Raw genomic sequence first — 11,526 nt, 5'->3', positions numbered from 1 at the left:
TGTTGTGAAAAAACTTTTCATGTTCATTTTTTCGGTAGACCTAGCGCTTTTTCATGTCCCCCTTGGGGGGATTCAGGGGGCCTTTATTCTTCTTCTCTGCCCGCAATATAATGACGCCACTTTTCTATTGCTTGCTCCATGTCGTCGGGCAGTTCCGAATCGAACCTCATGTATTCACCAGTGACGGGGTGTTCAAATCCCAGCGTTTTGGCATGTAATGCCTGCCGGGGCAGTAATGTGAAACAGTTCTTTACAAATTGCTTGTATTTGGTAAAAGTGGTTCCCTTTAAAATCTGGTCACCACCATATCTTTCGTCGTTGAAAAGTGTGTGGCCAATATGTTTCAGATGAACTCTGATTTGGTGGGTGCGACCGGTTTCCAGATTGCACTGAACAAGGGTGACATAGCCCATCCGTTCCAGCACTTTGTAACGCGTTACGGCCGGTTTTCCCATCGATTCATCCGTAAAGACAGTCATCTGCTTTCTGTCACGAATGCTACGACCAATGTTTCCGGTAATGGTTCCTTCGTCTTCCTTCATGGTACCCCAAACGATTGCCTGATAAGTGCGTTCCGTGGTTTTGTTGAAAAACTGACGTGCCAGCATGGTCTTTGCCTCTTCTGTTTTTGCTATTACCAGCAGGCCGGAAGTATCCTTATCTATTCGGTGTACCAGTCCCGGGCGCGGATCCTTACTCTGAAACCAGGGGTTGTCTTTCAGGTGCCACGCCAATGCATTGACCAGGGTTCCGGTGTAGTTTCCAAAGCCCGGATGAACTACTATTCCGGGTTGTTTGTTGACCACCAGTAAGGCATCATCTTCATAGACAATGTTGAGTGGAATATCTTCGGCAATGATCTCAATTTCCCGGGGCGGCCAGGTCATTTCAATAGTGATGATGTCACCCGGTTTTACTTTGTAACTCGTTTTGACAGGTTTTCCGTTGGCCATGATGCTTCCGGCAGCTGCGGCGTCCTGTATTTTATTTCGGGATGCGTTTTCAATGCGGTTTACCAGAAATTTGTCAACGCGCAAAAGATTTTGCCCGGCATCGGCTACAAACCGGTAATGTTCGTATCGTTCATGTTCGGGGCCTGTATCCTCTTCGTTTTCGATGGGTTCGTCCAGATCCTCGGTGTCTTCAAATTCCGGTTTTTCTATATTCATTATTTATTTTCTGTATTCTGTTAAAAGAATTCTTCTTCATTCAAATCTTCTTCCTCAACTGGCTCTTCCGAAAATTCCTGTTCGGGTGTTTCTGCCGTATCCACCTTGGAGGTGTCGGACATGATGTAGGACGAATCAACAGTCAGCCAGATGTCAATGGAAGAGCCGAGCCGTAGCCTGCTGTCCCCGCTTCCGGAGGGGCGTTGTTTCCATACAAAAGCCTTTAGGGTGTCTTCTCTGGAAACAATCGTGGAGTCGAAAATCTGCGCGCCAATATTCAGTGAGAGATCTTGGCTGATTTGTTTGGCCTCATCGTAATACAATCCTTTAAGATCCGGAACTGCAGTGGTTCGGTTGCTTAATCCCTGGCCTACAATCAGGTCAATAACGGCTCCCCGCTCCAGTGGAGTACCGGCTTCCACCGGTTTACCTTTGTAGTGCTGCCCCAGTACCAGATTTGTGTATTCCGAAGGAACATATATTAATTTTCCCACCTCAAGGCCGAAAGATTCAAGCATTACGCGGGCATTCCGGATGCTGTAGTCGATGACATCAGGAACCTGAACTTTCTCCGGTGTCCAGGCGTTTATGGTGAAGAAGATGTTGCGGTTTTTTTTGACCATACTTCCGGCTTTGGGTGTCTGTTCGATGACAACTCCGGGCGGAAGTTCATTAATATGGGCAGAATCTATGATAGCATATCTCAACTCATTCTCCTGAATAAGGTGTTCCAGTTGTTGTTCTGTTAGACCGGTGAAGTCGGGTGCCGCAAATCCCTTGCCATGACGAGTATATAGATTAAGCACCCAAAAGGTAAGAAGGATGACTAAAATACCAACTAATACAGCGATTCCTAAGTGTTTGGCAAAAGCCCTGTTGAATATGATTTTGAAAAACGTCATGGTTTCATGTTTTTTAATATGCCTTCAAAAATAACATAAAATCACCAAACAACAGGATAAAAAGAAGTACGATGAGGTACGGATATAAAAAAACAAGGATCCTAAACGAATCCTTGTAGCTTTTCCGTATTTCTGCTAAACTGCAGAACAATGTGGTTGGTCAATATCACTGCGCAATTAAGAAATAGCGTAATTGCATAAAGCATATCTAATGGTCTAATCCCGGTGTTGAATAATCCGGGCCATTATTTATCCCTTGTGTCTTTTTTCACTGCTAACGCTTAGTTTTCTGCGACCTTTGGCGCGGCGTGAAGCAAGCACACGACGTCCGTTTGCAGTAGCCATTCTGGATCTGAAACCATGCTTGTTTCTTCTCTTTCGGTTCGATGGTTGAAATGTCCTTTTCATTTTTTTTGTTTTTAAATCACTATTCTCCGGAATATTCTCCTTTTAAAGAGTTTCCGAATAAAGAACTCAGGTGAATGCTGTTTCAAAGCAGAATCTCCGGTATTGTCCCTGTGTTGTGACTATAAGTTTATTTTGCCTTCTTTTCTGAAATTCGGACTGCAAAAATACAAGTTTTTTTTATCTCCCAAAACTTTGTGGGTCAATTTTTACAAAGGAAGGTGAACAAGTTTTTTTGTTTCAAAGAAAGATTCGTCAAACCAGTCGCTAATTTCGGTAATATAAACTTTCTTTTTAAAGGGTTTTGTTTCATTAGAAATATCTCCGCCTTTCAGATATAAAATGCCATTTGAGATAGCATTCGCAGGCTTTTTGGCTATCAGATGTCTGGTTTGTCTGACAAAATCGGGTAGGTTGGTGACTGCTCTGCTTACGATAAAATCAAACTGTCCTTTAAAATTTTCTGACCGGGATTGAACCGCAAAAGTATTTTTTAATTCCAGGGCATCCGAAACAGCTTTCACCACTTTTATTTTTTTTGCAATGGAATCCAGTAACGTAAATTCTGCTTCGGGGAAAAATATGCTCAGAGGAATTCCGGGAAATCCGCCGCCTGTGCCAATGTCAATGATTTTTGTGCCCGGTACAAACCGCGTAAAACGTGCAATGGCTAATGAATGTAATACGTGATGGAGGTAAAAACTGTCCATATCCTTGCGGGAAATGACATTGATTTTGCTGTTCCAGTCACTATAAAGTCCTTTGAGTGCAGCAAACTGTTCTATTTGTATGGAGGTGAGGTTGGGGAAATACTTTAAAAGAATGTCCATGAAATATTAGGCTATAGCACTTTGGTATGGGAAAAACGACGAGTATGCGTTAGTGTTTTTTTACTTCCGAGTTTTTCAGTGTGTTGAAAAGGAGTTCTCTGGCTCTGAAAAGTTGGGCTTTTACTGTACCCAGCGGAAGATCCAGTTCTTCCGATATTTCCTCGTAAGAGTACTCTTTAAAATAGCGCAGCTCAATGAGGGTGCGATAGCGGGGTTTGAGTTTCTTTACAACGGTACGCATTAAAACCACCTTTTGCTCTCTAATCATGAATTCCTCAGGGTCGGGAGTTTCGTCCTTCAGGTGTATTTGTGGCTCTGTTTCTTTATCTTCCGATGAGTATCCGCCATCAATGCTTACGTGGTTGTTTCTTTTTTTGCGCAGATAATCGATACAGTTGTTGGATGCAATTTTAAAAAGCCAGGTACTGAATGCGTAATTGGGAGAATATTGACTGAGATTTTTAAAGGCTTTACCAAATGCTTCGATAGTCAGATCTTCTGCATCTGTCTTGTTGTTTATCATTTTAAGCAGCATGAAGTAGATGGCATCCCGATAACGGGCCATTAGTTCGGCATAAGCCTTTTGGTCGCCTTCCACTGCTTTTTCAACCAAATCAAGGTCATACCTTGCCTTATCTGATAAGTTCGGATTTATTTCCATTTCCTTTTTTTTGACCCTGTCAGATTTCCGAGATGACTGAAGGCAATGATGAATGGTTGAATAACATCAAAAAGTAAAAGCCCCCAAAATATTTTTCCCATTCCGGTTTTATCTGATGCCTTTTTCCAAATTATTAGTTTGAAGAAAAACAATAATAATGAAAAAGGCAATATCAGCAGCGCAAAATTAGAAAAAATTATATAATAAAGTGTAAGAGCCCAAAATAATTCCCTGGTAACAGGTTCTGCAAAAAGGGAGAATTTTATGGATTTTTTGTAGTGAGAGGAGGCTGTTAAGTGTCTCATCTTTTGTTCTCTCCATTTGCCGAACGTGGTTGGGGCCTGGCTGATGGTGTGGGCTTCCGGAACCACGCAAACAGTGGTGTTTTCTTTGGTGGCGGCTTCCTGCACAAACAGGTCATCATCGCCTGAGGCTATGTAGAGGTGGGTTTTGAAACCACCGGTTTTTTGAAATAATTGTTTTGTATAAGCCATGTTCCGTCCGGTTGCCATGTAGGGCTTTCCACATAATGCAAAACCAAGGTATTGAATGGCAATCGTGAACGTGTCGTAACGTATCCACAGGTTGGTTAATCCTTTTGTTTTTTTGTAAGCTCCGATGCCCAGAACCAACTCTTTGTTTTTGGTTTGTAAGGCAGTGACCATCTGTTTCAGCCACTGATCGGAGGCCGGACGACAATCAGCATCGGTCAAAACTAATATGTCGTGTTTTGCTGCTTTGATGCCTATTGAAAGGGGCAGTTTCTTGCCGTGGTAGAATTTCTTATCAGGGGCAATCCGGGTATTGTAAAGGTGTGGGTATCTGGCTTTAAGCCGGGCCAACACCATGTCTGTTTCGTCTTCAGAGCCATCATTGACCACGACAACCTGATATTCGGGATAATCCTGGGTTAATACTTCAGGCAGAAATGCTTCCAGGTTTTCTTCTTCGTTTCTGGCACTGATGACGACAGAAACGGGGGGGAGCTCCGCGTTGACAACAGGTGCATTTTTATATCGGGCCACCGGTAAAATGCGTCTCAATATAAAAATGAACTGCCAAAGCCACGCGAGCAGCATTAGCGACAAAAGGATGGTTTCTGCGGTGTTTGGAAGAGGAATATTCATGGTTTCTGAAAATTGACGGGCAAATGTGCGATTTTTTTCCTTAGGTTACAATTAAGAACGAAAAAACGGCCAATACTTGTATCTTTGCAATTCTGTTTTATTGTAATACTCTGTTAAATGGTTGCAGATACCTAATAATAAATGGTTTGAAAAGCGAGGGTTGCTTGTTTCAAGTTTTTGAAAATAAAAGCTTTCCGTCTCTGTTTCCGGACTTTATTAACGGACTATAGTAATTGAATACAGCAATATTAATTTTTAGAGAGAGCTGAAACGAATGCAATTTACATTAGAAAAGACTGACAATCAAACTGCCGCCCGAACCGGTGAAATAACAACGGATCATGGTACTATTCCGACTCCGGTTTTTATGCCGGTGGGAACCGTTGGAAGTGTTAAGGGGATTCATGTTAATGATTTAAAGGAAGAGGTGAAGGCCCATATCATATTGGGTAACACATATCATTTGTATTTGCGTCCCGGACTGGATGTTTTAGAGCAGGCAGGAGGACTACACAAGTTTAATGCCTGGGATAAACCAATTTTGACAGATAGTGGTGGTTATCAGGTTTTTTCATTGAGCGATAAACGTAAGCTTTCTTCCAAAGGGGCAGAGTTTCGTTCTCACCTCGACGGGTCAAAACACCTGTTTACGCCCGAAAATGTTGTGGATATTCAACGGATCATCGGAGCCGATATCATTATGGCTTTTGATGAATGTCCGCCGGGAGATGCAGATTATAAATATGCGCTTCAGTCCATGGAGCTTACTCACAAATGGCTGAAACGCGGTCTGGACCGTTTTGATTCCACCGATTCCAAATACGGTTACAACCAAACTTTTTTTCCCATTGTGCAGGGCGCCGGATTCACCGATTTGCGCAGAAAATCAGCCGAGTACATCGCCTCTTTTAATCGGGAGGGTAATGCCATTGGCGGCCTTGCAGTGGGTGAGCCGGAGGATGTGATGTATGAGATGATAGAGGTAGTCAATGAAATTCTTCCTCAGGACAAACCCCGGTATCTGATGGGAGTGGGAACACCTGTTAATATTTTGGAGGCCATCAGCCGTGGTGTGGATATGTTCGACTGCGTAATGCCTACCCGGAATGGGCGAAACGGGATGCTGTTTACCAGTCAGGGCATAATTAATATCAGGAATGAGAGGTGGAAGATGGATTTTTCGCCTGTTGATCCCGATGGGTATTGCTCCTTCGACAGGCTCTATTCCAAAGCCTATTTACGACATTTGTTTATTTCCCGTGAGATGTTGGGGCCTCAGTTGGCATCAATTCACAACCTCTCTTTTTATCTATGGTTGGTTGGTGAAGCCCGTCGCCGGATTCAGGAAGGAACTTTTAGTGGCTGGAAGGAGCAGATGGTTAAACAACTGGCAAGGCGTTTGTAAGAATTCTTTTGATTTTTTGTTCCTTTGTAATGATGAGCAGGGGCTAAACAGCACAGATATTTCTTAACAGGATGATTTTGAAAAAGATAGATGTTTACATACTGAAAAAGTTTCTTGGAACTTTCTTCTTTGCTATCCTGCTGATATTGAGTATATCAGTAGTGTTTGATCTGGCTGAGAAAATCGACGATTTTCTTGAAACTGATGCCCCACTTGATGCCATCGTTTTTGATTACTATTTCAACTTCATCCCTTACTTTGCCAACTTGTTTACACCGCTCTTTGTTTTTATTGCGGTGATTTTCTTTACTTCCAAGATGGCCTATGACACCGAAATTATAGCCATTTTGTCCAGTGGGGTTAGTTTTAAAAGATTATTGTACCCTTATTTTCTCGGGGCAGCCATACTTACTGTGTTCTCTTATGTGATGGGAGGTTATATTATCCCACCATCAAATAAAGTCCGGATTGAGTTTGAAAATATCTATGTAAAAGAGATTAAGGAAACCGGAATGAGCAATATTCACATGCAGATAGAGCCCGGTTTGTTTATTTATATGCGGCGTTACTCCTCTTATCGTGAACGTGGGGATGACTTTAGTCTGGAAAAAATCGAGGGGAAAAAGTTGAAGTTGAAAATTACTGCCGAAAAAGTAAAATATGACAGCATCGATAATAAATGGATATTTGAAGATTTTACACGTCGTGATTTTTCAGAAAACGGGAGGATGGTTATTTCCAAAGGCGAAGAGATGGATACGGTGGTGAATATGAAGCCTGCCGATTTTAAAGAGGAGAGGAAGTTTTTTGAAACGATGACCAATCCCGAACTTGAAAGTTATATTGATGAACAGACAATCAGGGGAGTAGGAAATATTGAGCCTTATCTTATTGAAAAACACCGGCGTATAGCCTCCCCGTTTTCCGCATTTATTCTGACATTGATAGGTGTTTCGCTGGCTTCACGTAAAACCCGTGGTGGCATGGGGCTTCATATTGGGGTTGGCATTGCGCTTAGTTTTTCGTATATTTTATTCATGACTATTTCAACAACATTTGCCATCAACGGTAACTGGTCGCCCATGATGGCTACCTGGCTACCTAATTTTGTTTTTTCAGCTATTGGCGCGCTGTTGTATTATCGGGCACCCAAATAGATGCCGGATCTGTAGTTTCAGCAAAGTTCCGGAATCCTAATTTATTCTCAGGCAATGAGTTCCTGTTTTTGCAGCTGGTTCAATATTCCAAATTTTAATTGGTTTTCCTGAAGTTTTTTTTAATGTGGTCATTCTAAATTTTACTTATTGTTTATCAGAGGTTTGTAGGGGAAGGTGTTAAAATATTCAAATTTTCCTGCAACTCTTTAATGTAAAATTAGTAATTATGCACCCTGATTTTTCAGCAGGTTTATTTATTGAATCTTGACTGATAGGTGATTAACCAAAACTTTTAGTGTATGTCATTAAAAAAGTACATCCTTGACCTTCGGAAAAGGAGAGAAAAAGTACAGCAGGGCGGTGGTGAAAAAGCCATTGAGAAACAAACTGCGATGGGTAAAATGACGGCCCGAGAGCGTATTTTGGCCTTGGTGGACCAGGATTCTTTTACCGAGTATGACCTTTTTGTTGAGCACGAAGCACGTGATTTCGGAATGGACAAAAAGCAATTACATGGTGATGGTGTGATAATTGGAACAGGAACCATTTATGGAGCTCCTGTTTGCGTTTTTGCCCAGGACTTTACCGTTGCCGGTGGGTCATTGGGACTGATGCATGCCCGAAAAATCACAAAGATTATGGATCATGCCCTGAAAATGAGAGTGCCGCTTATCGGAATCAATGACTCTGGTGGTGCCCGTATTCAGGAAGGTGTAAATTCGCTGGCCGGATATGGTGAGATTTTCTACCGCAATACGATTGCTTCAGGGGTTATTCCTCAGATTTCTGTAATTCTGGGCCCTTGCGCCGGAGGTGCTGTTTATTCACCGGCGCTGACTGACTTTGTGTTTACAGTTGACAAAATCAGTAAGATGTTCATTACCGGTCCTAGCGTAATCAAAACCGTTTTGGGTGAAGAGATTTCAATGGAGGATCTGGGTGGTGCCCGGGTTCATGCTGAAATTACAGGGAATGCCCATTTCTTTGCCAACAGTGAGATGGAATGTTTTGATCAGATAAAGAAGCTGATTACTTTTATTCCATGGAACAATAAGCAAAAAGCCAGAGCATTTCCGCCAAAACCGCCCAAGGGCAAGGTGAAAGTGGAGGATATTATCCCTTCCGATCCTAAGAATCCCTATGATGTGCGTGATGTAATTAAAGCCATCGTTGATGATTCTGATTTCTTTGAAATTCAAGAACTTTTCGCAGCTAATATTGTGATTGGTTTTGGTCGGATGAATGGAGATACCATCGGATTTGTGGCCAATCAGCCCCTGGTTCTTGCAGGTGTGCTTGATACAGATAGTTCTGATAAGGCTGCCCGCTTTATCAGATACTGCGATGCTTTCAATATTCCGATTATCACCCTCGAGGATATGCCGGGCTACCTGCCTGGAATTGACCAGGAACATGCCGGCGTAATTCGTCATGGTGCCAAAGTGCTTTACGCTTATTCTGAGGCTACTGTACCTAAGATTACCGTAATTCTGAGAAAAGCTTACGGGGGAGGATACATTGCCATGAACTCCCGTCACCTGCATGCCGACTTTATGTTTGCATGGCCAACTGCCGAGATTGCAGTGATGGGGCCTGAAGGAGCTGCCAATATTATCTTTAAGAAAGAGATTGAAGAAGCAGAAAATCCAGAGGAGATGCGTCGGCTGAAGGTTCAGGAGTACAAGGAGAAGTTCGCCAATCCTTATGTTGCTGCTGCTAAAGGTTACATCGATTCAGTGATTGAGCCTGATGAGACCCGTAAAATGCTTTTACATGCGCTTGAAGTTTCTGTTAGCAAAGAGGATTATCGTCCCGAGAAGAAACATGGAATTCCCCCATTCTAGGCTAAGAAATGAAGGTGGATTGTTTCGTGTGGTTAACAGCCATTTGAGCAGGGGCAGTTTTGGATATTCTGTTTTTGCTGTTGTAAAATCATAGAGAATCCGGAATGTCCGGTGATTATGAATTCAAAATGTGCAATTATGAAGGATGATAATCATGAATTGGTTGATTTTCAGGTGTTGAGTCTGAAGTATAAAACCAGATTGACCAGAAAGTATAAGGAGCGTAAGAAATATGAAGTTCCTAATCCTAATGAGATCAAGTCTGTTATTCCTGGCACTGTGCTTGAAATCAAAGCCAAAAAGGGGAAGAAGCTGAAGGAGGGTGAAGTAATTTTGCTTCTTGAGGCCATGAAGATGATCAATGAAATTCACATGCCTTTTGACGGAAAAATAAAGAAGATCTTTGTTGAAAAGGGACAACGGATTTCTAAAAGTTTTCTGATGGTGGAGATTGAGTAGGGGTTTGTAATGAAATAAATTGACAGATTTAGCGAAGTTATTTTGTTCTTTTCCGACTTGAAAATGCTGCGAATAGCGAGCTATTCAATGGATTTTCAAGGAAGTTATAGGACAAAAGAACAAGTCTAAAGCGGCAAGTTATTTCGGCACAATCCCTAAGAGAGATTTTGTATTTTATACCAAAAGGCCGGTGACATTTTTGTTGCCGGCTTTTTTCTGTACCCCCACTCCGGTCTGGAGGTTTGGTTTTTGGTTAGCTGGGAGGGGCTGTTTATCGGACGATTGCATGGAGTGGCATTATTTAAAACCCTTACAAATAACCTTATTTAGACAGGTTTCTTTTTTTTTAAAGGAAAAAAGCAGATAATTTTGGTTTTTGAAAAATCATCTAATCATTAAAAAGAAAGAAAAATGGCATACGTAATTAATGATGACTGTATTGCTTGCGGTACCTGCATTGATGAGTGTCCTGTGGATGCTATCGCTGAAGGTGAGATCTATAAAATTGATCCCGAATTGTGTACCGATTGTGGTTCTTGTGCTGATGTTTGTCCCACAGAGGCAATTCATCCTGCATAAGGGGGTATAAAGGATAAAAAAAGCCTGTTTTGCATTGTGCAGACAGGCTTTTTTTTTGTCTGTTTTTATTGTTATTCGCTGGCGGCGATTACTTTATCCAACAAAACGTCGTGCGTGTCGAGAGGTATGCGGGGCACCATCTGAAATGGGAAGGCTACTCCAATTTTAACTGCATTCTTCAGAAAAGGGAGTGTCCGGTCGTAATATCCGCCACCTCTTCCAAGTCGCTCACCGTTGCGGGTGAAGGCCAATCCCGGAACAACCGCCAGGTCGATGGTGTCAAAATCAGAAAAAACCGAACCCGTAGGTTCCTGTATTCCAAAGGAGTTTCCTTCCTCTAAGGACTCTATGCCTGTGAATTCGTGTAATTCCAGGTAATCGCCCACTACGCGTGGGAGAATAAACTTTTTTTCTTTTCGGTATTTTTCAATGAATTCGTGTGTGGGTACTTCATCGGGAAGCGACCAATAAATGAAAACAGTTTTGGATGCCTTGAATTCCGGTATCTTTTCCAGTTGTGCCATCGCATCCTGTCCAATGGTTTTTAATTGGTCTTCGTTGTATTGTTTTTTTTGTTTCTGGATTCTTTTTCTTTGCATTTTCTTTTCCTTCTTCATTTCAGAGTGGTCTTCCTTAACGGAAAGAGAATAGAAGTCAACCCTGCGATCGTCAAAGGCATCATTAAATGGCGTCATTTGTTTATTGTCTGCTTTCGTCAGGTCGATTTCGACGGTTAAGGTCTCTTCTTTGTGTTGATCCCCCCTCAGTAAATATTCTCCGTTGGGATTTACTAAAACAGACTGGCCGGTGAATGTCAGGTCTCTTTCCTGACCAATCCTGTTTGCTGTGGCTACAAATATGCGGTTGGTGAGTGCATATCCCGGAATCGCTGTCTGGCAAAAAGGCAGTACCAGGTTTGAAGGATGACAAATCATTCGTGCTCCTTTTAGCGATAAAACACGCCAAAGCTCCGGGAACATCCAGTCAA

12 protein-coding genes are annotated in these 11,526 nt (G+C 42.2%); 5 read left to right on the top strand and 7 right to left on the bottom strand.

Annotation, left to right across the window (positions count from 1 at the left end):
* Positions 1-83: 83 nt before the first annotated feature.
* The 6 genes from QZZ43_RS07435 to QZZ43_RS07410 form a co-directional block, all read right to left on the bottom strand.
* Positions 84-1,169 (bottom strand): RluA family pseudouridine synthase, encoded by a 1,086-nt coding sequence (locus QZZ43_RS07435; protein ID WP_291857556.1) that lies wholly within the window; start codon positions 1,167-1,169, stop codon positions 84-86.
* A 20-nt stretch (positions 1,170-1,189) separates the two neighbouring features.
* Positions 1,190-2,071 (bottom strand): PASTA domain-containing protein, encoded by an 882-nt coding sequence (locus tag QZZ43_RS07430; RefSeq protein WP_291857554.1) that lies wholly within the window; start codon positions 2,069-2,071, stop codon positions 1,190-1,192.
* A gap of 249 nt (positions 2,072-2,320) precedes the next feature.
* Positions 2,321-2,479, bottom strand: coding sequence for a 50S ribosomal protein L34 (rpmH, locus tag QZZ43_RS07425; RefSeq protein WP_291857552.1), 159 nt, complete (start codon positions 2,477-2,479; stop codon positions 2,321-2,323).
* A 206-nt stretch (positions 2,480-2,685) separates the two neighbouring features.
* Positions 2,686-3,306: a 16S rRNA (guanine(527)-N(7))-methyltransferase RsmG gene (rsmG, locus tag QZZ43_RS07420; RefSeq protein WP_291857550.1), complete on the bottom strand. Its 621-nt coding sequence runs from the start codon at positions 3,304-3,306 to the stop codon at positions 2,686-2,688.
* A gap of 49 nt (positions 3,307-3,355) precedes the next feature.
* A complete protein-coding gene (locus QZZ43_RS07415) occupies positions 3,356-3,967 on the bottom strand; it encodes a sigma-70 family RNA polymerase sigma factor (RefSeq protein WP_291857549.1) in 612 nt (203 codons plus the stop codon).
* Entirely contained in the window at positions 3,958-5,094 is a 1,137-nt protein-coding gene (locus tag QZZ43_RS07410) for a glycosyltransferase (RefSeq protein WP_291857547.1), read from the bottom strand. Before QZZ43_RS07410 ends, QZZ43_RS07415 begins: the two co-directional genes overlap by 10 nt.
* A gap of 274 nt (positions 5,095-5,368) precedes the next feature.
* Here QZZ43_RS07410 and tgt point away from each other — a divergent pair, with 274 nt between their 5' ends.
* The 5 genes from tgt to QZZ43_RS07385 all read left to right on the top strand — a co-directional run bounded on the left by tgt (position 5,369) and on the right by QZZ43_RS07385 (position 10,538).
* On the top strand, positions 5,369-6,499 hold the full coding sequence (gene tgt / locus QZZ43_RS07405; protein ID WP_291857545.1) for a tRNA guanosine(34) transglycosylase Tgt: 1,131 nt from the start codon (positions 5,369-5,371) through the stop codon (positions 6,497-6,499).
* Between the two features lie 71 nt (positions 6,500-6,570).
* Positions 6,571-7,656 (top strand): LptF/LptG family permease, encoded by a 1,086-nt coding sequence (locus QZZ43_RS07400; RefSeq protein ID WP_291857543.1) that lies wholly within the window; start codon positions 6,571-6,573, stop codon positions 7,654-7,656.
* 299 nt (positions 7,657-7,955) lie between these two features.
* A complete protein-coding gene (locus tag QZZ43_RS07395) occupies positions 7,956-9,500 on the top strand; it encodes an acyl-CoA carboxylase subunit beta (RefSeq protein ID WP_291857541.1) in 1,545 nt (514 codons plus the stop codon).
* A 138-nt stretch (positions 9,501-9,638) separates the two neighbouring features.
* Positions 9,639-9,959 carry a biotin/lipoyl-containing protein gene (locus tag QZZ43_RS07390; protein ID WP_291857540.1) on the top strand — a complete coding sequence of 107 codons (321 nt, stop codon included), beginning with the start codon at positions 9,639-9,641 and terminating at the stop codon, positions 9,957-9,959.
* A gap of 411 nt (positions 9,960-10,370) precedes the next feature.
* A complete protein-coding gene (locus QZZ43_RS07385; RefSeq protein ID WP_291857539.1) occupies positions 10,371-10,538 on the top strand; it encodes a DUF362 domain-containing protein in 168 nt (55 codons plus the stop codon).
* 71 nt (positions 10,539-10,609) lie between these two features.
* Here the strand turns inward: QZZ43_RS07385 and QZZ43_RS07380 are convergent.
* Positions 10,610-11,526, bottom strand: a 917-nt coding sequence (locus tag QZZ43_RS07380) for a 5-formyltetrahydrofolate cyclo-ligase (protein WP_291857538.1), incomplete at its 5' end; no start/stop codon positions are given.

The organism is Marinilabilia sp. (genome assembly GCF_016278715.1).
Lineage (GTDB): Bacteria > Bacteroidota > Bacteroidia > Bacteroidales > Marinilabiliaceae > Marinilabilia.
Note: the sequence above shows the minus strand (reverse complement) of the source record. Positions and strands in the feature narration are given on the sequence as shown.